This window comes from Ruminococcus flavefaciens ND2009, from assembly GCF_000621785.1.
Classification (GTDB): domain Bacteria; phylum Bacillota; class Clostridia; order Oscillospirales; family Ruminococcaceae; genus Ruminococcus; species Ruminococcus flavefaciens_C.
Window position 1 is genome coordinate 527,258 of sequence record NZ_KK211346.1, and the last position, 20,324, is coordinate 547,581.

At 43.9% G+C, this 20,324-nt stretch carries 23 protein-coding genes; 5 read left to right on the plus strand and 18 right to left on the minus strand.

Going from position 1 to position 20,324, the window contains the following annotated elements:
• Positions 1-35: 35 nt before the first annotated feature.
• Positions 36-2,372, minus strand: a complete 2,337-nt coding sequence (locus T488_RS0109265) for an ATP-dependent Clp protease ATP-binding subunit (RefSeq protein WP_028520545.1) — start codon at positions 2,370-2,372, stop codon at positions 36-38.
• Between the two features lie 166 nt (positions 2,373-2,538).
• On the opposite strand from T488_RS0109265, the gene T488_RS20245 reads away from it, so the two are divergent.
• Positions 2,539-2,673, plus strand: a complete 135-nt coding sequence (locus T488_RS20245) for a hypothetical protein (protein ID WP_278245079.1) — start codon at positions 2,539-2,541, stop codon at positions 2,671-2,673.
• 39 nt (positions 2,674-2,712) lie between these two features.
• On the opposite strand, the gene clpX is transcribed toward T488_RS20245, so the two are convergent.
• From clpX to T488_RS0109355, 17 genes are all read right to left on the minus strand, one after another.
• Positions 2,713-3,999: an ATP-dependent Clp protease ATP-binding subunit ClpX gene (gene clpX / locus T488_RS0109275; RefSeq protein WP_028520546.1), complete on the minus strand. Its 1,287-nt coding sequence runs from the start codon at positions 3,997-3,999 to the stop codon at positions 2,713-2,715.
• Between the two features lie 9 nt (positions 4,000-4,008).
• Complete coding sequence (gene clpP, locus T488_RS0109280) at positions 4,009-4,599, minus strand: ATP-dependent Clp endopeptidase proteolytic subunit ClpP (protein ID WP_019678690.1); 591 nt, start codon at positions 4,597-4,599, stop codon at positions 4,009-4,011.
• Between the two features lie 88 nt (positions 4,600-4,687).
• A complete protein-coding gene (tig, locus tag T488_RS0109285) occupies positions 4,688-5,995 on the minus strand; it encodes a trigger factor (RefSeq protein WP_028520547.1) in 1,308 nt (435 codons plus the stop codon).
• 101 nt (positions 5,996-6,096) lie between these two features.
• Positions 6,097-6,789 carry a metallophosphoesterase gene (locus T488_RS0109290; protein WP_028520548.1) on the minus strand — a complete coding sequence of 231 codons (693 nt, stop codon included), beginning with the start codon at positions 6,787-6,789 and terminating at the stop codon, positions 6,097-6,099.
• Positions 6,790-6,792: 3 nt separating this feature from the next.
• The gene (gene thrC, locus T488_RS0109295; protein WP_028520549.1) at positions 6,793-8,286 is read right to left on the minus strand and encodes a threonine synthase; all 1,494 of its coding nucleotides are present in this window, start codon (positions 8,284-8,286) and stop codon (positions 6,793-6,795) included.
• Positions 8,287-8,297: 11 nt separating this feature from the next.
• Entirely contained in the window at positions 8,298-8,675 is a 378-nt protein-coding gene (locus T488_RS0109300; protein WP_028520550.1) for a YraN family protein, read from the minus strand.
• Positions 8,662-9,285 carry a ribonuclease HII gene (gene rnhB / locus T488_RS0109305; RefSeq protein ID WP_028520551.1) on the minus strand — a complete coding sequence of 208 codons (624 nt, stop codon included), beginning with the start codon at positions 9,283-9,285 and terminating at the stop codon, positions 8,662-8,664. Before rnhB ends, T488_RS0109300 begins: the two co-directional genes overlap by 14 nt.
• The gene (gene ylqF / locus T488_RS0109310) at positions 9,285-10,166 is read right to left on the minus strand and encodes a ribosome biogenesis GTPase YlqF (protein WP_028520552.1); all 882 of its coding nucleotides are present in this window, start codon (positions 10,164-10,166) and stop codon (positions 9,285-9,287) included. Before ylqF ends, rnhB begins: the two co-directional genes overlap by 1 nt.
• A 20-nt stretch (positions 10,167-10,186) precedes the next feature.
• Positions 10,187-10,753, minus strand: a complete 567-nt coding sequence (gene lepB / locus T488_RS17525) for a signal peptidase I (protein WP_082320480.1) — start codon at positions 10,751-10,753, stop codon at positions 10,187-10,189.
• A gap of 11 nt (positions 10,754-10,764) precedes the next feature.
• Positions 10,765-11,547, minus strand: a complete 783-nt coding sequence (gene lepB / locus T488_RS0109320; RefSeq protein WP_037297651.1) for a signal peptidase I — start codon at positions 11,545-11,547, stop codon at positions 10,765-10,767.
• 118 nt (positions 11,548-11,665) lie between these two features.
• A complete protein-coding gene (rplS, locus tag T488_RS0109325) occupies positions 11,666-12,010 on the minus strand; it encodes a 50S ribosomal protein L19 (protein WP_028520554.1) in 345 nt (114 codons plus the stop codon).
• 247 nt (positions 12,011-12,257) lie between these two features.
• The gene (locus T488_RS0109330) at positions 12,258-12,911 is read right to left on the minus strand and encodes a TIGR03936 family radical SAM-associated protein (RefSeq protein ID WP_028520555.1); all 654 of its coding nucleotides are present in this window, start codon (positions 12,909-12,911) and stop codon (positions 12,258-12,260) included.
• Positions 12,908-14,746 carry a TIGR03960 family B12-binding radical SAM protein gene (locus T488_RS0109335; RefSeq protein WP_028520556.1) on the minus strand — a complete coding sequence of 613 codons (1,839 nt, stop codon included), beginning with the start codon at positions 14,744-14,746 and terminating at the stop codon, positions 12,908-12,910. Before T488_RS0109335 ends, T488_RS0109330 begins: the two co-directional genes overlap by 4 nt.
• 17 nt (positions 14,747-14,763) lie before the next feature.
• Entirely contained in the window at positions 14,764-15,261 is a 498-nt protein-coding gene (locus T488_RS17530) for a hypothetical protein (protein ID WP_037297833.1), read from the minus strand.
• A complete protein-coding gene (locus T488_RS17535; protein WP_051536421.1) occupies positions 15,227-15,715 on the minus strand; it encodes a GNAT family N-acetyltransferase in 489 nt (162 codons plus the stop codon). The genes T488_RS17530 and T488_RS17535 overlap by 35 nt, the downstream gene beginning before the upstream one ends.
• A complete protein-coding gene (locus T488_RS0109350) occupies positions 15,715-16,107 on the minus strand; it encodes a cytidine deaminase (RefSeq protein ID WP_028520557.1) in 393 nt (130 codons plus the stop codon). Before T488_RS0109350 ends, T488_RS17535 begins: the two co-directional genes overlap by 1 nt.
• Before the next feature lie 5 nt (positions 16,108-16,112).
• Positions 16,113-16,316: a DUF896 domain-containing protein gene (locus T488_RS0109355; protein ID WP_028520558.1), complete on the minus strand. Its 204-nt coding sequence runs from the start codon at positions 16,314-16,316 to the stop codon at positions 16,113-16,115.
• A gap of 131 nt (positions 16,317-16,447) precedes the next feature.
• Here T488_RS0109355 and ymfI point away from each other — a divergent pair, with 131 nt between their 5' ends.
• The 4 genes from ymfI to T488_RS0109375 all read left to right on the plus strand — a co-directional run bounded on the left by ymfI (position 16,448) and on the right by T488_RS0109375 (position 20,284).
• Entirely contained in the window at positions 16,448-17,152 is a 705-nt protein-coding gene (ymfI, locus tag T488_RS0109360; protein ID WP_028520559.1) for an elongation factor P 5-aminopentanone reductase, read from the plus strand.
• Between the two features lie 10 nt (positions 17,153-17,162).
• Positions 17,163-17,750, plus strand: a complete 588-nt coding sequence (locus T488_RS0109365) for an HD domain-containing protein (protein WP_037297657.1) — start codon at positions 17,163-17,165, stop codon at positions 17,748-17,750.
• Between the two features lie 193 nt (positions 17,751-17,943).
• A complete protein-coding gene (locus T488_RS0109370; protein WP_028520561.1) occupies positions 17,944-19,881 on the plus strand; it encodes an LTA synthase family protein in 1,938 nt (645 codons plus the stop codon).
• 13 nt (positions 19,882-19,894) lie between these two features.
• A complete protein-coding gene (locus T488_RS0109375; protein ID WP_028520562.1) occupies positions 19,895-20,284 on the plus strand; it encodes a thioesterase family protein in 390 nt (129 codons plus the stop codon).
• The last annotated feature ends 40 nt before the right edge of the window (positions 20,285-20,324 follow it).

Consider the following 20,324-nt stretch of genomic DNA (forward strand, 5'->3'; position numbering starts at 1 on the left):
AAAAAAGGCAATACACAGGTGTGTATTGCCTTTTTTCATACGGTAACAAGCTTTGTTACTGACAACTTCCCGTTCTGAATATCTATCCTGACATGGTCACCTGAGGTTATCTCCGAGGCTATCATCATTTGAGCAAGTCTTGTCTCGACAAATTCTGATACTCTTCGTCTGATAGGTCTTGCACCATATCTGGCTGTCTCTTTGGCATCTATAACTGCTTCTGCAACTTGGTCGGTGAATTCTGCTGTTATACCTGCGGATGCTGCGCGTGAACGAAGCTTTTCAAGCTCTATCCTGCTTATTCTCAGAAGCTCATCGTACCCAAGAGCACCAAAAACTATTATATCGTCAATTCTGTTAAGAAGCTCAGGAGAAAAGCTTTTTCTGATACTGGACAGAGTCATTTCTCCACGCTCCTCTGCGCTTTTGCTGCCGAAGCCCAATGATGAAGCTGCCAATATCCCGTCTGCGCCCACATTCGATGTCATAATAATAATCGAGTCGCGAAAGCTTATCTGCCTCATCATTGAATCAGTTACCATACCATTTTCCAGCACCTGTAAAAGAATATTCAGCACTTCACGATCAGCCTTTTCAACTTCATCGAACAGAACAACAGAATAAGGCTGCCTTCTCACTTTTTCACATAAGTTATTGTCGCTGCTGTCATAGCCTGCATACCCCGGAGGAGCTCCGATAAGCTTTGAAACAGAGTGCTTCTCCATATATTCCGACATATCAACTCTTATCAGGCTGCTCTCTCCGTCGAAAACTATATCTGCAAGCGCTCTTGCAAGCTCAGTCTTTCCTACACCTGTAGCCCCCGTAAACAGAAACGAAGCTACAGGACGGCAGCTGTCACGCAGACCAGATCTTGCTCTGAAAACTGCTTCTGTTACTTTGGTGATCGCTTTTTCATGACCGATAATGCGCTCAGACAGTCTCGCTGACAGAGCGGACAGCTTTTCGGTCTCCTCTTCCGTAAGTCTGACTACAGGGACCCCGGAATGCTGAGATATTACGGAGTAAATATCCTCCTCGGCAAGCTCCCGTACTTCACAAACAGATATTCTGCTTTTTAGCTCACTAAGCCTTCTTCCGTTCATGGAAATGAAGTCGGTATCATGCGTTATAGCTTCTTCATCTGCTCTTATCCTGGCAGCTGCGCAGGCTTCATCGATCACGTCTATGGCCTTGTCGGGAAGTGATCTGTCGGTAATATATCTCTGTGACATTTTCACTGCCAATGATACGATTTTCTCCGGTATCTTTACGGCATGATACTTTTCATAATTGCTTTTTAAGCCGTTTATTATGCTTATACAGCTGTCGGTATCGGGCTCTTCTATTCTCACAGGCTGAAAACGTCTTTCAAGTGCATGATCCTTTTCTATTGAATGTCTGTATTCATCGAATGTAGTTGCTCCTATCATTTGAAGCTCTCCTCTTGCAAGCTGAGGTTTCACTATATTGGCAGCATCTATAGCTCCCTCAGCAGCTCCTGCACCGACTATACTGTGTATCTCATCTATAAAAAGGATAATATTTCCGGCACTAACAGCTTCATCCACACACGCTTTAACACGTTCCTCAAAGTCCCCTCTGTACTTTGCCCCCGATAGAAGAGAAGTCAGATCAAGACTGAAAATATATTTATTTTTCAGACTGTCAGGCACTGTATTTCGCAGAAAAAGCTCTGCAACGCCTTCCACGACCGCTGTTTTTCCGACACCCGCCTCTCCGATAAGACATGGATTATTCTTACTTCGGCGTGAAAGTACCTGCAATATTCGCCTTACTTCTTTTTCCCTGCCGATAAGAGGATCCTTCCTGCGGACTTCACTTATATCAGTCATATTTTTGCCGTATCTGAAAAGATTTGGATATTTTGAAGCCTTTGGCTTCAGAGCATCTCTCAGCTTCTGACCTGACGAACTGTCCGTCATTAAGCTGAGCTTGTCGCAGATATACTCCATATCACCTCCTGTCTTGCGTATCAGCGTACAGGCAGTACATGAGCTCTCTTTTATAATTGCAGAGAGAATATGCTCCGAATGGGCTTTTTTGTCATCTGAGCCAGCCGAATCGATACAGGCTGTCTCAAGTATCCTCTTAGTAGCTGTAGTAAAAAAACGCTGATTGAGAATCGAAGGTGTCCCCTGTCCGACAAGCTCGATTATGCTGTTTTTGAAGCTGTCAAACGTTATTCCGCTGTTTTTCAGTATATCGGCAGCGGTAGAAGTATCCTCACCGAGAATGGACAGAAGTATATGCTCACTGCCAACATAGGTGTGTCCCATTTCAGATGCGTACTCAACCGCCCCTTCTATTATATCCGCCGACTTTTTGGTAAACTTACTGTTATTTATCATTTTGCTCCTCCTTTACTCTATAATATTATGCCATTTTTTTCATGCGATAACTGTCGAAATCGAAAAAACATCATAAACAGTAACACTTTTTTTCACTTGGCATACTATGTACTATGAAGCGCAGAAAACGCGGTTCAAATACATCAATTCAAGGAGTTGTTCAATTATGTGTAATTCATGCTTCGGAGGAAATAACTGCTGGTGCATCATTCTCTTAGTACTTCTGGTCATCATTCTTTTCTCGGGCTGCGGCAACAACGGCTGCGACTGCGGAAACAATAACTGCGGCTGTGGCTGCTGAAATGAGAAAAGGGACTGCATATGCAGTCCCTTGATCTTTTTATTCAGCTTTAAGAAGCTTATTTCTTCTGTTTGTAAGAAGCGGCTCAACACCGTTGCGGACACAGTCTGCTGTAACCGTTACCTTAGCGATACTTCCGTCAGATGGTACAGTAAACATAGTGTTTACAAGGATCGACTCAAGTATCGAACGAAGTCCGCGGGCACCTGTTTTCTGAGCAATAGCCTTTTTAGCTATCTCAGTAAGTGCATCTTCCTCTATCTCAAGCTCAATATCATCATAGCTGAAAAGCTTCTTATACTGCTTGATAAGAGCGTTCTTAGGTTCTGTAAGTATTCTTACAAGCGAAGCCTCGTCAAGCTCTTCGAGAACGGATATAACAGGAAGTCTTCCCACAAACTCGGGAACCATACCGAACTTGACAAGATCCTTCGGTACGACTTTTTTGAAGATGTTGTCCATTTCCTCTTTATGAGGCTTTATCTCGCCGCCGAAACCGATGGGAGCTTTACCGATACGCTTCTGTATTTGCTTCTCCAGACCATCAAAAGCACCTCCGCAGATAAAGAGGATGTTCTTTGTGTTTATCTGGATTACCTCCTGGTTAGGATGCTTTCTTCCGCCCTGAGGAGGAACATTGGATACTGTTCCTTCGATTATTTTAAGAAGAGCCTGCTGTACACCCTCACCGCTTACATCACGTGTAAGAGAAGTATTCTCGGACTTTCTTGCTATCTTATCGATCTCATCTATATAGATGATACCTCGTTCAGCTGCCTTGATATCAAAATCAGCAGCCTGAATAAGTCTGAGGAGAACGTTCTCAACGTCATCGCCGACGTAACCTGCTTCAGTAATGGTAGTAGCATCAGCGATAGCAAAAGGAACATTGAGAAGCTTAGCCAGTGTCTGGGCAAGGAAGGTCTTGCCGACACCTGTTGGTCCCAGCAGTAGAACGTTGCTCTTCTGAAGCTCGACTCCGTCGCTCTCAGCAGAATCCTTATCATTTTCCTGACTCATTATTCTTTTATAATGATTGTAGACAGCAACTGAAAGGGCGATCTTTGCATCGTCCTGTCCTATTACATATTCATCAAGGAAAGCCTTGATCTCCATAGGCTTCATCAGAGTCAGAGCGCCGGTGTCATTTTCCGTCTCTGATTTTGAAGCTTTTCTGTGAGCTTTAGCCACTCCGGGTCCATAGAGCATTTCGTAGCAGTAAGTTACGCACTCATCACAGATATTTGATGAACCTGCAGAAAACATACTGCGAACCCTGTTTTCCCCCTTGCCGCAGAAGCTGCACGATTTAAACGTTTCAGCCATTTATAACCCCTACCTTTTTGTTATGACCTTATCGATAAGTCCATATTCAAGTGCTTCATTAGCAGTCATATAATTGTCTCGTTCACAGGCAGCATGGATCTCTTCAATGCTCTTACCGGTGTTGTTCGCGAGAATTTCCTCAAGACGATCTCTTGTACGCTCAAGATTCTTTGCATGGATCATGATGTCGGTCTGCTGACCGCCGAGTCCTCCGCCGATAAGGGGCTGATGTATCATGATCTCACTGTTGGGAAGAGCGATCCTCTTGCCCTTTGCTCCCGATGAAAGGAGAAAAGCACCCATTGATGCAGCCATACCGATACATATTGTGGATACATCGCATTTGATATAGTTCATCGTATCATATATAGCCATTCCCGCAGTTACCGAACCACCGGGACTGTTTATATATAAAGAAATGTCCTTTTCGGAATCCTGACTCTCAAGATAAAGGAGCTGTGCAACAACAACGCTTGCTGTTGCGTCATTTACCTGATCTGAAAGCATGATTATTCTGTCATTGAGGAGACGTGAGTAAATATCGTATGATCTTTCGCCTCTGCTTGTCTGTTCAACGACATAAGGTACCAGTACGCTCATAGTTTATCGCCCTTTCTTTAAAAACAGTTGTCCCACAATAAGCTGCGGGACAACGATATTTTCTATGAATAATTTGTCGGAAAAGCTATTATTCAGCCTTTTCCTCAGCAGCAGTGTTATCTACCACAGCATTCTCCTTAACAAAATCTACTGCCTTCTGAACCTTCAGGTCTGTAGTATATTCATCAAGAGGAATGAATCTCTTAACTGTATCAACATCAATGTTGTTAGCAGCAGCGATCTCGCTGAGACCGTTGTTGATCTCTTCCTCAGTAGCCTCGAGGTTCTCAAGCTCTGCGATCTTCTCAAGAGCAAGTCTGAGCTTAACTTCGCTGACAGCTCTGTCTCTGTATGTCTCTCTGAAGGAATCCATGTCCATACCTGTGTACTGGAAGTACAGCTTGAGATCCATACCCTGCTGTGCGAGCTGCTGCTCAAATGATCTCATAAGAGCATCGATCCTCTGCTCATACATACAGTTAGGAATAGGTGAATCAACCTTGTCGATAAGTGCAGTCATTACTGCATTCTCAAATGCAGCGTCAGCCTGGCTTACAGCAGCTTCCTCAAGCTTTGTCTTGATGTCATCCTTGTACTCAGCAACTGTATCGAACTCTGTAGCGTCCTTTACAAGGTCATCATTGATCTCGGGAAGTTCCTCATAGCTGATAGACTTGAGCTTGCACTTGAATGTAGCTTCCTTGCCTGCGTAATCAGTCATCTGATAGTCCTCAGGGAAAGTTACATTTACATCGAACTCATCGCCGACATTGTGACCAACGATCTGATCCTCAAAACCGGGAATGAACTGACCGCTGCCAAGACGAAGAGGATGATCCTCGCCCTTGCCGCCTTCAAATGCCTCGTCGCCGAAGAAGCCTTCAAAGTCGATAACAACTTCGTCGTCCATCTGAGCTGCTCTGTCATCTACAGAAACTATACGAGCATTCTTCTTTCTGATAATCTCGATCTGCTTCTCGATATCCTCATCAGTGATCTCCTTGACTTCCTTGGGAGCCTTGATTCCCTTATAGTCAGAGATCTCGATTTCAGGCTTTGTAACGCATACAGCCTTGAGCTCAACGCCTGTTTCCTTATCGATAGATGTAACTTCTACGTTAGGTCTGTCAACGAGAACAAGTCCTGTCTCCTGAACAGCAGCATCGATCTCGGGACCAAGAAGAGAATTGATAGCGCCCTCATAGAAAGCACCCTCACCGAACTCTCTCTCTGCAAGCTTTCTGGAAACCTTGCCTTTTCTGAATCCCTTGATCTGGATGTTCTTCTTCTGACGCTGGTATTCCTTCTCAACAGCCGCCTCAAAAGCAGCAGCATCGATCGAAATTACTAACTCTGTAGTATTCACATCTGTTTTGTTTGATGATTTTAAACTCATATTGATACGTCCTCCAATATTTATATAACATACTTTGTATATTATACCACATTTCCGATAATTTTTCTACTGATTTCCAACACTTCTGCATAATGCACAAATCACAGAACTTTTTCAGGGATAAACTGTAAATAATCCCCTGCGATCAGATGAAAATTGATGTCATCATATGTGTTTTTTACGCAGAGCTCGTGAGCAGAGCGTCCGTGTATGTGACCGTAATAGCAGTCTTTTATCTTGTATCGGTACAATATCTCAAGAATGTCGTAATTAAAATTAGTAGCAAAGATAGGTGGGTAATGCAGAAAAACTATAGGTTCAAGCTCAGCAGCCAGCGCTGACTTTATGGAAGTCTCGAGTCGCTGTACTTCCCTTTTAAGGACTTTTTCGTCCTGTGTTTCTCCGGGCATATTTACCCAGCCTCTTGTGCCGCATATTCCATATTTTTCATATTTATAGTGGTTATTATGCAGTATCTTGATTGAACTGCATCCCTCAGCCGTCAGGAATTCCTCCATCTTGCGCATGGTGGTCCACCAGTAATCATGATTCCCTTTGATGATTATTTTCTCACCGGGAAGCTCCTCGATAAAATGGAAATCGGGAGCAGCTTCCGCAAGAGACATACCCCATGATATATCTCCCGGGAGCACAATTGTGTCATCTTCTTTTATAAGTTCGAGCCAGTTTTTCTCGATCCGCTCCTGGTAATCCTGCCACCCCGGGAAGATACTCATTGTCTTTTCAGGATCGCCCTTGCACAGGTGCAGATCAGCAAGTACGAACAGACTCATATTTTATATGCCCAGTGTTCTGAGCACATAGTCCTTCTGGTCTGCCTTATCAATAACATCACTGAAGCGCTCGGGCTTGTTTCTGAGATCAGCAAGTGCAGCAGGAACCGGAATATCCGAAAGCTGAGCGATCTTGTCTACCTTGTCATATTCGTCTATGTCCGAAGACTTGCCCTCAAGTGCCTCAAGAACAGCTGCGCTGAACTTGTAAGGACTTGCTGTGGAAGCGATAACAGTCTTTGTTGTATCGCCCGAGGTCTCCTTGTAATCCTTGTAAACCTTAACAGCAACGGCTGTGTGAGTATCACAGGTGTAGGAGTATGTCTCGTAAACAGAGTGTATAGTAGCCTTTGTCTGATTATCATCACAGAAGCCGGCAGCAAACTCTTCCTTGAGCTTCTTCTTGACATCATCATTCACTTCATATCTTCCCTCAGAAGCAAGCTTACCGAACCACTCTCTTATAAGAGCGTCATTACAGCCTGTCATAAGGTAGAGAAGTCTCTCAAGATTGCTTGAGATGAGAATATCCATTGAAGGAGATACAGTTGCATAGAACTGTCTGTTCCTGTCATAGATACCTGTGTTGATGAAGTCTGTGAGGACATTGTTTATGTTTGAAGCACAGATAAGCTTGTTTACAGGTATACCCATATGCTTTGCATAGTAAGCAGCCAGAATATTACCGAAATTACCTGTGGGAACAACAATGTTGATCTTGTCGCCGAGAGCGATCTCGCCGTCCTTTACAAGCTCTGCATAGGCAGATACATAGTAAACGATCTGAGGAACGAGACGTCCCCAGTTGATGGAGTTGGCGCTTGAAAAGATCATGCCGTTATCGTCAAGAGCCTTCTTTACATCGTCATTTGTAAATATAGCCTTTACACCGTTCTGGCAGTCGTCAAAGTTACCCTTGATCGCACAAACACCTACATTTGAGCCCTCCTGGGTCTTCATCTGACGCTTCTGCATAGGGCTGACGCCGTCCTCGGGATAGAAAACGAGAATAGAAGTTCCCTCAACGTCCTTGAACCCCTCAAGTGCAGCCTTTCCTGTGTCACCTGATGTGGCAACAAGAATAACTATCTTCTTATCCAGCTTTATCTTCTTTGCAGAAGTTGTAAGGAAATAAGGCAGGATCTGAAGAGCCATATCCTTGAATGCGCAGGTAGGACCGTGCCAGAGCTCCAGCATATATGTCCCGTCAAAGAGATGAGCTATCTCAGCAATGCTCTCAGTCTCAAAGTTCTTTGTGCTGTAAGCATTATCTGTACAATAGTGTATCTCGGCATCGGTAAAATCAGTGAGATATTTTGAAAACACATAAGCAGCTCTGTCAGCGTACTTCATGTTGCCTATAGCCTTGATCTCGTCAAGTGTCAGCTGAGGAATGCTTTCGGGAACAAAAAGTCCGCCCTCGGCTGAGATACCCTGAGTAATAGCTTCGGCACTGTTGACCTTGACATCACTGTTTCTTGTGCTGTTATAAAACATATTATCACCCTTCAAAATATGAAATTGTAGCCTGTTGTATCATAGGCGTTTAAAATATAATCAATGCTGAGCACCTTGCCTGCGTCGATGATGACTTGTGCGACATCAAATCTCGGCTGCAGCATATTCGGATGCTTACAGCAATAATCAGCAGCTGTTTTGATTATAAGACCGCGTTTACGCTTGTTGACAGCTTCAAAGCCCGAGACCATACTGTCCGGCTTACGGGATTTGACTTCAACAAAGGCGATATAATCACCGTTTTCAGCGATTATATCAATCTCGCCGCCTTTAATGCGGTAATTCCGTGCGGCGATATAATATCCGCGCTCGATAAGGTAATTGCAAACGCTTTCCTCTCCGAGCTTTCCTATTTCACTTTTCGTCATATAGCTTTTTCAGGAATGTTTTGCGATGAACATCGGATATACCGAATTCCGCAAGCTTTTCATAGTGCAGAGCAGTCCCGTAGCCTTTATGCTTGCTGAAACAATACTGTGGATACTTACTATCAAGATCCCGCATATAACGGTCTCTTGCGACCTTTGCAAGTATAGAGGCTGCAGCGATGGAAGCAGATACAGCATCACCATGGATAACATAACGGCTCTCGCATTCAAGCTCAGGAAGCTTGTTTCCGTCGATAAGTGCAAGATCAGGCTTTATTCCCAGACCTTCCACAGCTCTCTTCATGGCAAGCATTGTGGCCTGAAGGATATTCAGACGGTCTATCTCCTCTACCGATGCTGTTGCAATACAGTAAGCGTCAGCCTTCTCGATGACCTCGTCATAAAGAAGCTCTCTTCGCTTTTCCGATATTTTCTTACTGTCGTTGAGATAGTTTATAAGTACCTCATCATTGAGAATGACAGCTGCGGTATAAACATCGCCCGCCAGCGGCCCGCGTCCTGCCTCATCAACTCCGCAGATAACGGGATACTCCCTGCGAAGCTGGTTATCATAGTCAAAAAGCTCCTTGTGGAGAATTATCCTTGCCATTACTGCTCCTTCTGCGGAGGCATTTCAAGGGTTATCCTTCCGAGCTTTCCGCTTCTGAACTCATCCAGTACAGTTATAGCTGCACGCTCTGTATTGATCTCGCCTCCCGAGATCATCATACCGCGCTTTTTACCTACCTTTTCCAGCAGCTCAAGACCTGTATCCTCCTCTGAAAGCTCGATCTTGTATCTTTCGGTGAGGAAATTCGGATAATTCTCGGAAAGATATGAGAGGAGCTTCATAGCCAGTGTCTCAATATCGAGTATATCATCGCTTATAGCACCCGTAAAAGCAAGCCTTACTGCCACATTCTGATCCTCGAATTTAGGCCAGAGAACTCCGGGCATATCGAGAAGTTCGGTGTTATTATCCAGCTTTACCCACTGCTTGGTCCTTGTAACACCAGGTCTGTCCTCTACTTTAGCACGCTTAGAGCCTGCTAACTTATTAATAAGAGAGGATTTTCCAACATTGGGTATTCCCACTATCATAAGTCTGACAGCTGCCCCCCTCATGCCGTTTTTTTCTCTCTTATCCATAAGTTCCTTAAGAACAGTATTCTTCAGTGTGGGAATAATAGACTTCAAACCCTTTCCGGATCTACAGTCCACCGCCAGAGCTTCACTGCCGTTTCGTCTGAAATAGTTTATCCAAAGCTGGGTTGTACGTTCATCAGCAAGATCACTCTTGTTGAGCAGTACAAGTCTCGGCTTGTTTTTTGTCATATGATCCATTTCGGGATTTCGGCTGCTGAGCGGCGAACGCGCGTCCACTATTTCAACAACAGCATCTACAAGAGACAGATTTGAAGCGATAAGTCTCCTTGTTTTAGCCATATGTCCCGGAAACCACTGGATCTGTTTCATATCCGTATTATCCACTATTGCCTCCTGCTACCGATTCACTTTATTGCGCCGAACTTATCAGACGGAGCAAGACGGTAAATCACTTTTCCGTCAACGCTTTTTCTGGAAACAAAGCCAAGATCCGCTGATCTGCTGTCAAGTGAATTTCTCCTGTTATCCCCCATAACAAAAAGGTATCCTTCGGGTACTTTCACAGGATATTTTCCTGTAAAGGCGCCGCCATCAAGATGAGTTAGTCCATTTGTGTACTCCTCACGGATGACCTTGCCGTCAATATATACCTTCCCATGGGCAAAGTCAAAATCTATCGTCTGTCCCTCAGAAGCTATCACTCTTTTTATTATGACACTATCAGGTATGCTCCTTGCCGTGGTATCGCCGTTTTCATCAAGGGTCACAGCTTTATCCACAGAAGCGACTATAATATCCCCCTGCTTTATACTCAAGGGGATCCGGCTTACTAAAACCGTGTCTCCCTGAGTAAGGGTATCCTCCATTGAAACACCGCTAACTGTATAGATTCCCAGACAAAAGGTGAAGACCATACACATTACAAAAAATGCTATAAGCAAAGTTTCAATGAAGCCTGCTATCTTTTTCATTGTTATGAATTTTACTTTTTGTCAACGAAGAGGAACTTGAATTCCTTTATAGGTGAATATTTAATAAGAGCCTTTCCGTAGATCTGATCCTTTTTGATAAGTCCGACATCAGGATTTCGGCTGTCAGCAGACTCACGTCTGTTATCTCCCATAACGAAATAGTATCCTTCGGGAACAGTTATGGGGAAATCATACATTCCGCCGTCCTTGTTGACTGTTTCTCTGATATAGGGCTCATCGAGTACCTTGCCGTCCACGATGACCTGTTCATTCTCAAGGTCAAAATCAATAGTCTGACCCGGCTCTGCAATAACACGCTTGATAATGCATTCCTTCAGTCCGGAACCTGTAATGTCCTTTTCATATACTTTTCCGTTTTCATCAAGGAAATAAGCCATATCATTGTTAATAACTATAATATCTCCGTAATGAGGACCTGTATATACGGTAGTCATGAACACTCTGTTACCATCGAACAGGGTATTATTCATAGAGCCTCCGACAACATTTACAGGGTGAAGAAGATATGTAAATATCATTACAATGACAAATACAGTAAGAAGGGTTGATTCGATCACCTCGATTATATCATCAACGAGCTTGCCTTCCTTCTTCTTTGCCTTTTCTTCTTCCTCACCGTCGTCATCACCGTCGTCTTCGGACTCTTCTTCGATCTCTTCTTCATCATCAACAGCTTCGGTCAACTCCTCCGCTGCTTCTTCAATATCTTCAACAGCTTCAGCTAATGCCTCTGTTTCTGTGTTTTCTGTAGTGTTTTTTATTTCGTCAGCCATAATGCCGCCTCCAGACTTTCTTAATTATAAAAATGTAGCAAAAAAGGGACTTTAAGTCCCTCAAGGAAAGAAGATGAGTCAGCCGAAGCAAAGTCGGCTGAACTCAGTCTGCAACCTGTTAGCGGAGCTGTTCCTTAACCTTAGCAGCCTTACCAACTCTGTCTCTGAGGTAATAAAGCTTAGCTCTGCGAACCTTACCGTATCTTACGACCTCAACCTTGTCAACGACAGGAGAGTGAAGAGGGAATACTCTTTCGATACCACATCCGTGTGCAACACGTCTTACAGTAAAGGTCTCGCTGATTCCGCCGTGCTTCTTGGCAATTACAGTACCCTCGAAGATCTGGATACGGCTCTTATCGCCTTCCTTGATCTGAACGTGAACCTTAACGGTGTCACCTACGTTGAACTGCGGAACATTTTCCTTCATGCTTGATTCGCTGATTAACTTGAGTGCATCCATTTTATTTTCCTCCTAAAATTTCCGAACATTCTTACCTGTCCCGCCATGTACCGTTCAGCATTCGGCACTTGCAGGAATAAAATAATGTGGCGCTTTCAGCGCTCGGGCTCATCAATAATGAGCAGCAGGCAGCGGACTATCCGATTTAATGTCTTTCGGCATTAACCCTCATTCGGGCATAAAATGTCCGAACGGATTTCAAATGCTTTTATATGATAACATACTTTGCAGAAAAATGCAAGTGTTTTCACGAAAAAATTTCATTATTTTCGCAAAAAATTCCCGTACGGCGTATTTTTTCAGCCTCGAAGGTCTCTCCGCCCATGTTTCTGAGGGCATCGATGAACAAAGTGGGATTGAAATTGGTCTGAGTTCCCGCAGGAAGCCTGATGGTCATATTTACGGAGTTATCTGTCTTTTCACAGCTCATTACCTTGACAGAAGGCTTTATATCAACTGTTTTGATACCTTTTTTGGTCTTCTTTTCAATAAGGATCTCAGGCAGTGAAAGGAGCGTCTGAATGTCACCCCAAAGCCTGTCCGTATCAGCAGCCGACAACGAGAAACTGTATTCCGCTTCTGTTATAGCAGTTATCTTCTGCTTTTGTTCAGCCACCTTGATTATTTTCATTCCCTCCGGCATTACAGCATTGAGCCTGTCCCTTATCTCTTCAAAAGGCATATCCTCATTGAGGTTAAAGTCAAGTATCTCGCAGCTGCTCTCAAAACCGAGAGAAAGTGCCAGTGCAAAGGAGTAATACGGGTGAGGGTTGAAGCCCTCTGTATACCATATAGGAAGTCCAGAACGTCTGAATGTTCTGAGCATACAGCGGTTCAGATCGAGGTGGGAAATATACTTTGCACGACCGCATTTTTCAAATGTTGCTCTTACACGGATCAAAAACATTCCCTCCCGACTTTTTTATTTACTCCGCAGCCTGAACATCTCAGACGGCAGTTCGGTGTTGTTATAGACTTGTGAGCGGTCTTGTTCTCACGGATAAGAAACTCCTTGCTCACATAATAGTCCAGATGATCCCAGGGCAGGATCTCGTCATATCCAAACCTGCGGTTTGCGTAGAATGATGTATCTATCCCACACTCCGTAAAAGCTTCTGTCCATTTACCAAAATTAAAGTACTCGTCCCAGCTGTCAAACTTGCAGCCCTTCTGCCAGGCAGTGTAAACGGCTTTGCAAAGTCTTCGGTCACCCTTAGCAAGGATAACCTCCAACATACTTACTTCAGGATTATGATAGCTCACCTTGATCTTCTTGGTCTTGACTGTATCAAGAAGAAGCTTCTGCTTATGCTCGATCATTTCTCTTGTATCCTGCGGCTCGAACTGGAAGGGCGTAAAGGGTTTGGGGACAAAGGTGGCACAGCTTATGGAGATCTGTACTCCCCTGCCCTTGGGACGGTTCTCTATACTATAATAAAGGTCTATTATCCTGTTCGCCAACTCAGCAATACCCTTGATGTCTTCATCTGTCTCCGTGGGCAGTCCCATCATAAAGTAAAGCTTAACCGAAGAATATCCGCCTTCAAAAGCGATACGACAGGTATTCATGATCTCCTCTTCAGAGACATTCTTGTTTATAACATCGCGAAGGCGCTGTGTGCCGCCTTCTGCAGCGAAGGTAAGTCCGCTTTTTCTCACCTTTTTTATCTTTTCAAGGAGAGACTCTGAGAAATTATCGACTCTGAGGGACGGAAGAGACAGATTTATCCTCTCGCTGACCGTATAGTCAAGGAGCGCTGTAAGCATAGGGTCTATCTCAGAGTGATCACTGGTACTCAGTGACGCCAATGAAACCTCGTCATATCCCGTGTTCTCGCAAAGGCACCTGACCTCTTTGCATATCGTATCTGTGTGCTTTTCGCGGAAAGGTCTGTAAATAAAGCCTGCCTGACAGAACCGGCAGCCTCTTATACAGCCGCGAAGCACCTCTACCGACGCTCTGTCCTGGACGATCTCGGTAAAGGGTACAACAAAATTATCAGGATAGAAGACCTTATCGAAATCCTTGATTATCCTCTTGTGTACAACTTCAGGGGCACCGTCGGAAACTTCAAGCCTATCTATAGTACCGTCTTCCTTATACATAAAGTGATAGAACTTCGGAACATATACGCCTTCAATGTGAGCTGCACTGCGCAGGAACTCGTCTCTGGAAGCCCCCTGCTTCTTCATTTCAGCGTAGAGATCCATCAGCTCAAGGTTTACCTCCTCGCCCTCACCGAGAATGAATATATCAAAGAAGTCCGCAAGAGGCTCGGGATTACAGACACAAGGACCACCTGCAACTACTATCTGTGTGAGCTCTTGTGTTCTGTCCGCAGCGAATATTGGTATACCCGCAAGATCAAGCATATTCAGCACGTTTGTATAAGAAAGCTCATACTGCATGGTAAATCCGATAAAATCAAAATCTTTTATGGGATCAAGGCTTTCAAGTGCATAAAGCGGGATATTATTCTCACGCATTACGGCTTCAAAGTCCTCTCCGGGAGCAAAACAGCGCTCACACCAGTAGTTTTCACGCTCATTTGTAAGCGAATACAGTATCTTCATTCCAAGATGGGACATCCCTATATCGTATGTATCGGGGAAACAGAAGGCAAATCTCACATCGACCTTTGTTTTATCCTTGATAACGCTGCCGACTTCTCCGCCGATATATCTTGAGGGCTTCTGCACCTCAAGAAGATGTTTTTCTATCAAATCTTTAAGCATATTTCCTCCGAAAGAACTCAAAATCGCTTATCCGCAGGTATCATCGCGGAAAAATCGCCGTATCTTCCCGACCAGCCGTCAGGAACAAAATTCTCAAAATTCTCAGGCTTCGGGAACATTGAGTACATGGTATTACTGTCAAAATCAATATATAAAGAAGCTGTATAATCTATCTTTTTATCGTCACGCGCCATTGTTCTGAGCAGACGGAGCTCATCAGCCGAATATCTGCATTTGAAGAGATGGGCGAGGAAATGGCTTGCTGTGTTCTCATTAAGTACCTCTATCCCCCATCTTTTGCCGCAAAACTCCTCGTAGCTGCCGATCTCCCGTTCAAAATCCTCAAAGGACTTACCGCTTTTTGAGTAAAGAGCCTTCCAGATCCTGTAAAGCTTATCATAGTCCATTTTCCAGAGATTTTTCGGCGCAACATACCACTCAAAATGGTTCCTGAAAACAACCGCCACTATTATATTTTCCTTATATTTCGGTAATACCTTCGCTAACTGTTCCATAGTTATCGGGAAGCTCCTTTTCAAAACATATCATATCACACAATTGAACACCCGCTTCAATTATCGGGTGATCATAGTTATCAATGAAAAAATTCTTGATAACTCCGCTTCTTCTGAAACCGCAGCTCTCGTAGAACGGCACAGTCAGCGGACTGTCTCCTGTTCCGAGAAAGAGACTGCGGAATGATCCTGAAAACTTATTTTCAATAAATGAGAGCATTTTTCTGCCATAGCCCTTGCGCTGAGAATCAGGCGAAACGGCAATATTCTTTATCTCAAGTCTGCCATTCCCTTCATCTTTGACTACACAGACCGCAAGCACTTTTTCATCATCCTGCATTACGAACAGTCTGCCCCGCGAAAGATACTTCGTTATCATATCCTCCTGCTCATCGCCGATAAGGAGAAGCTCCATATACTGTTCTTTATTCTCAGTTTCTTCTATTATTGAGATCACTTTATGTTCTCCTCCGAGAAGCGCATTGGAAGGAAATCTGAAAGCTTGTGCTCTCCGTCAGAGAGAATAACTGTAAAGTCATCTCCGCAGAATTCGCTGAGCACCTGAAGGCAGGCGCCGCAGGGATAACAGGGCTTTGAAAAATCTTCTGTGGCACTGCCTGCAACAGCAATAGCGCTGAACTCGGTATATCCTTCGGATACTGCCTTAAAAACTGCCGTACGTTCTGCGCAGTTCGTAAGAGAATATGAGGAGTTTTCTATATTGCAGCCCGTAAAAAGCTTGCCGTCTAAAGTGAGAAGGGCTGCTCCCACAGAAAAACCAGAGTACTTTGAATATGAATTTTCCGAAGCCTTTACCGCTTCGCCGAAAAGCTCATCATAAGTCATAAAGTTCACCTGCCCTTGCCGACTTTACGCTTTTTGCCGTCGGGCGTCATAATATATGTATTTTCAAGCTGTGCAGCAAGATTGCCGGTCACAGCCCGTCTGTATTCGTTGCGAAGCTCAGTCTGCTCAGCTTTTTCAGCTTCGGTAAGGCCCTCAGCCTTGGATTTATGAGCCAGTTCATTGATCCTGTCGATTTTTTTCTGATCCAAATAAAACGCTCCCTGTACAATATTATATTTATTGTAACATGAATTCACATTAATTTCAAGTATCACACTGGATTTTTACGCCGAGATGTGTTATAATTATTAAACATAATTGTCCATAAGGGGGATAAAACATGAAAACAGCACTTATAACAGGCGGCGCAGGCGGTATAGGTGAAGCAATATGCCGACAGCTTGCAGCAGACGGCTTCAAAGTATATATCAACTATGCTCACTCCAGGGAAAAAGCAGAAAGGATCGCCACAGAGACCGGCGGAACAGCGATATGCTTTGATGTTTCTGATAATAATTCGGTCATCTCTGCAATTTCAGAAACAGGCTCTGTAGATGTTCTTATAAATAACGCAGGCGTGTCTGAAATTGGTCTTTTTACGGATATATCAGAAAATTCCGCACAAAAGATACTTGACATCAACCTGAAAGGAACTATGAATTGCGCAAGAGCCGTCCTTCCTGATATGATAAGAAGAAAAAGCGGAAATATAATAAATATTTCCTCAATGTGGGGGCAGTGCGGTGCTTCCTGCGAGGTTGACTACTCTGCATCAAAAGCAGGAATTATCGGCTTCACGAAGGCTCTTGCCAAGGAGGTCGCACCTTCAAGCATAAGAGTGAACTGTGTCGCTCCGGGATTTATTATGACAGAAATGAACGGTCACTTTTCCGAAGAGGATCTTCAGCTTATTAAAGAAGACATCCCTCTCGGTATTTTCGGTCAGCCCCGCCATATTGCCGATGCAGTTTCTTTCCTTGCCTCTGACAGGGCAGAATACATAACAGGTCAGGTTCTCGCGGTAAACGGCGGTATGGTAATATAGGAGGATGAACATGATAAACGACAGACTGAAAAAACAACTCGATTTCTTCCTTGAGCTTGACAAAATGAAAAACCTCTATCGACAGACCTATGTACTTCACGAAAACCGCAGGGAAAACGATGCGGAGCATAGCTGGCATATCGCCGTGACTGCTCTTCTTCTAAGTGAATATGCAAACAAGGATATAGACATCAATAAGGTAGTAAAAATGCTGCTGATACACGACGTTGTGGAGATCGACGCGGGAGATACCTATTGCTATGACGCAGACGGAAATACTACAAAAGCTGAACGTGAAGGAAAGGCAGCACGAAGGATATTCGGTCTGCTTCCCGATGACCAGAAAAAAGAATACTACTCACTGTGGAGAGAGTTTGAGGACAGTCAGACCAACGAAGCGAGATTCGCAGCTGTGATGGATCGAATACAGCCGCTGATGCTGAACTACACAAAGGGAGGCATTTCCTGGCAGGAGCATGGCATACATAAGGATCAGGTCATGAGCCGAAACGCTGATTATTTCAGCGAGTCAGATGAACTCGCCGGCCTTATAAAATCAGTACTTGATGATGCTCAGAGTAAAGGCTGGCTTAAATGACAAATAGTCAAAATCAACAATTTTCGCATTGTTTTACAGTGCACTGTTACCAAAGCGCCGAAATTCATGAACAAACGATGATAATTCCATCGAAATCTTGAACTTTATTCGGTATTATGATATATTTATTATAAGTAATGAAATATTCTAAACTATCAATATAAATACAAAAAACTGAGAAGGATGATGACAAATGGCTAAAAAGTCCCCGGTGAGCGAGAAGGAAACGGCTGTAAAAGCTGCTGACAAGCTCATGAAAGACGTTAACGACCCGATAGAAGCTGCAATGGAGCCCGAAGCACCTAAAAAAGTAAGGTTTCCAAGGCTGAAAAAATTCAATGAGAAGAGAGAGCAGAACACAACTAAATACAGCAAGCTGAATGTGTTCCTGATGGTGATATTTCCCCTATTCATATGCAGTATGGCAGAGATAACTCAGTCAAAGCACTTCACTTCTTATTTCAGTTTCTGGACAGAAAGACCTACTGTCCTTATATTCGATATACTGCTGACAGCGATCTTCTTTGTATTTTTTCTCGGTATTTTCAAAAAAGGCTGGATCGCAATGACTGTTCACAGCTTTATCTATATGGCGCTGAGTACTACCGAGCTTTTCAAGTACGGAACAAACGGCAATCACCTTATTCTTTCCGACATGAAGCTGGTCAGAAGCGTAAAAAGCCTGACTTCGTTCGCATATATAAAGATCACGCCTCAGCTGATTCTGTACTATGCTATCGTCGTTGCGTTCATACTTGTTGCAATGTACTTCAATCCAAAACTGAAGGCAACTCCCATAAAGCGAGTTACCGTGTCATGCGCCTGTGTTCTTCCTGTTGCAGCACTTATCGTGCTCCCTGCTTTTTATAATCCCGTTTACAGGACATTCAAGCTTGATACAACAAATGCTACAAATACATTTATTCTGAATGAAAAATTCGATAAGAACCACTTCCTCGCATTCCTTATTCAGACAGCTACCGAGAGTTACTCCAACAGACTTGTCGTTCCAGAAGGATACAGCGAAGAATACATAGATCAGCTCATGAACATTCCCGTTGATACAAACGAGGACTTCAACGGCGGCAAAAAGCCCAATGTTATCGTTATCATGAGTGAATCCTACGCTGACTTCAGAGTATTTGACCAGCTGGATATTGACAAGGACTGCTATAAGTACTTTGACAGAGCCGCTTCCGAAGGAAAAGGCGGTATAGCAATAACTCCTACATACGCAAGCTGGACCGTAAGATCAGAATTTGAACTTCTTTTCGGTCTCCCTGTAAGAGGACTTAATACACCGAATATGCCTCAGCGTGAGCTGGCTGACCGTGAGCAGCCAGCCCTCGCTCAGTATTACAAGAGCTGGGGATATGAGACCGTTTACGTCCACCCGTTTATGAGCGGTTTCTACAGCAGAGCAAGGATCTACGGTCACTTCGGCTTTGAAAAGATGATATATCATGACGATCAGGCTGCCTCAACAGATTTTACTGTTCCCGTAAAGCATTTCGGAACATATGTTGATGATGCAACTGTTTTTGATCAGATCATCTATGAGCTCAAAAATTCAGAAAAGCCTGTATACCTCCATACAACTACAATGCAGAATCACCAGCCTTATAATCAGGGCGATGATCCCGATGATGAATTCGGCAACTACCTGACCTGGATACAGCATTCAAATGAGGGACTCAAGGAATTTCTGTCTGAGATCAAAGAACTTGATGAGCCGACCCTTGTCTTCTTTGTCGGCGATCACTTCCCTTCTCTCCGCGGAGAAACAAGTGTTTATAATCAGCTGGGTCTCAGCGGAGAAAACTGTAAGCCCCTTTATCAGCAGAAGTATTTTTTCTGGAGCAACTATGATGCCGATTTCTCATACATTCCCGATCATGAGACATCGTTCTTCTATATGCCCTATGTGATACTCAATATAATTGACGCTCCCAGAGATGCTTTTATCGAAAAAATGAACGGATTTATGGAAACAGAGCCCGTTTATTCCTCAGAGTACAACAGCGATATACCTCGGAATGAGGATCTTGATATTATTACCATCGACCGAGTTATCATGGAAGAATTCTCACCTTCCCCTATTCCCGAAGATGAGTTGTCTACACATAATTAAGGAGAGTGACCCTATGAAAGATCTGACAATCGGAATGACAGGCACGTCCGAGCTTACTGTTTCGGACAAGGACCTGGCAGTAAACGTAGGAAGCGGAAGCCTTGAAGTGCTCGCGACTCCTGTTATGGTAATGCTTATGGAAAAGGCTGCTTGCAGCTGCATTTCAGATCAGCTCGAAAGCGATGAAACTACTGTAGGCACTGAAATGAACGTAAAGCATATCTCAGCAACCCCGAAAAACATGAAAGTCTGCGCCGAAGCAGAGCTCACAGAAGTAAACGGACGCGAGCTTGTATTCTCGGTCAAAGCTTATGACGAAGCAGGCGATATAGGCGAAGGGATACACAAAAGATTTCTTGTCTACGGCGAAAAATTTACTGCAAAAACCTATTCAAAGCTATAAAAACAACGGCTTTACCGATCGGTAAAGCCGTTTTCATTTA

What these genes read in the sequence shown, in the direction of transcription:
- T488_RS0109265 (WP_028520545.1), bottom strand. Translation starts at nt 2,372, where the DNA reads ATGATAAATAACAGTAAGTTTACCAAAAAGTCGGCGGATATAATAGAA.
- T488_RS20245 (WP_278245079.1), top strand. Translation starts at nt 2,539, where the DNA reads ATGTGTAATTCATGCTTCGGAGGAAATAACTGCTGGTGCATCATTCTC.
- clpX (WP_028520546.1), bottom strand. Translation starts at nt 3,999, where the DNA reads ATGGCTGAAACGTTTAAATCGTGCAGCTTCTGCGGCAAGGGGGAAAAC.
- clpP (WP_019678690.1), bottom strand. Translation starts at nt 4,599, where the DNA reads ATGAGCGTACTGGTACCTTATGTCGTTGAACAGACAAGCAGAGGCGAA.
- tig (WP_028520547.1), bottom strand. Translation starts at nt 5,995, where the DNA reads ATGAGTTTAAAATCATCAAACAAAACAGATGTGAATACTACAGAGTTA.
- T488_RS0109290 (WP_028520548.1), bottom strand. Translation starts at nt 6,789, where the DNA reads ATGAGTCTGTTCGTACTTGCTGATCTGCACCTGTGCAAGGGCGATCCT.
- thrC (WP_028520549.1), bottom strand. Translation starts at nt 8,286, where the DNA reads ATGTTTTATAACAGCACAAGAAACAGTGATGTCAAGGTCAACAGTGCC.
- T488_RS0109300 (WP_028520550.1), bottom strand. Translation starts at nt 8,675, where the DNA reads ATGACGAAAAGTGAAATAGGAAAGCTCGGAGAGGAAAGCGTTTGCAAT.
- rnhB (WP_028520551.1), bottom strand. Translation starts at nt 9,285, where the DNA reads ATGGCAAGGATAATTCTCCACAAGGAGCTTTTTGACTATGATAACCAG.
- lepB (WP_082320480.1), bottom strand. Translation starts at nt 10,753, where the DNA reads ATGAAAAAGATAGCAGGCTTCATTGAAACTTTGCTTATAGCATTTTTT.
- lepB (WP_037297651.1), bottom strand. Translation starts at nt 11,547, where the DNA reads ATGGCTGACGAAATAAAAAACACTACAGAAAACACAGAAACAGAGGCA.
- rplS (WP_028520554.1), bottom strand. Translation starts at nt 12,010, where the DNA reads ATGGATGCACTCAAGTTAATCAGCGAATCAAGCATGAAGGAAAATGTT.
- T488_RS0109335 (WP_028520556.1), bottom strand. Translation starts at nt 14,746, where the DNA reads ATGCTTAAAGATTTGATAGAAAAACATCTTCTTGAGGTGCAGAAGCCC.
- T488_RS17530 (WP_037297833.1), bottom strand. Translation starts at nt 15,261, where the DNA reads ATGGAACAGTTAGCGAAGGTATTACCGAAATATAAGGAAAATATAATA.
- T488_RS0109350 (WP_028520557.1), bottom strand. Translation starts at nt 16,107, where the DNA reads ATGACTTATGATGAGCTTTTCGGCGAAGCGGTAAAGGCTTCGGAAAAT.
- ymfI (WP_028520559.1), top strand. Translation starts at nt 16,448, where the DNA reads ATGAAAACAGCACTTATAACAGGCGGCGCAGGCGGTATAGGTGAAGCA.
- T488_RS0109365 (WP_037297657.1), top strand. Translation starts at nt 17,163, where the DNA reads ATGATAAACGACAGACTGAAAAAACAACTCGATTTCTTCCTTGAGCTT.
- T488_RS0109370 (WP_028520561.1), top strand. Translation starts at nt 17,944, where the DNA reads ATGGCTAAAAAGTCCCCGGTGAGCGAGAAGGAAACGGCTGTAAAAGCT.
- T488_RS0109375 (WP_028520562.1), top strand. Translation starts at nt 19,895, where the DNA reads ATGAAAGATCTGACAATCGGAATGACAGGCACGTCCGAGCTTACTGTT.